The following is a 226-nucleotide window of genomic DNA, read 5'->3' as shown; positions in this document are numbered from 1 at the left end:
GCGATGTGCTCCTTCTTGGTGAAGTAGTCGTTCAGGGAGGCGTCGTCCTCCCGCGCGAAGCGCCGCTCGTGCAGATCGCGTTCTTCCTCGTACGCCATGAAGGGGACGGCGTACCCGCAGGTGTCCCGCACCAGCTCGGCGTGCACCACGATGACCGCGCGCAGCCCGTGCGAGCGCGCGTCGACGCCGGGAAAGCGGGCGAGCAGGCCGGGGAAACGCGGGTCGT

1 pseudogene is annotated in these 226 nt (G+C 69.5%); it reads right to left on the bottom strand.

Annotated features, from left to right (window positions below):
* A pseudogene (locus tag CCN72_RS31145) lies at positions 1 to 226 on the bottom strand (pyridoxamine 5'-phosphate oxidase family protein); the annotation flags it as partial.

The organism is Streptomyces murinus (assembly GCF_002154555.1).
GTDB lineage: Bacteria > Actinomycetota > Actinomycetes > Streptomycetales > Streptomycetaceae > Streptomyces > Streptomyces murinus.
The sequence above is the reverse complement of the archived record's forward strand: the minus strand, read 5'-3'. Positions and strand labels throughout refer to the sequence as shown.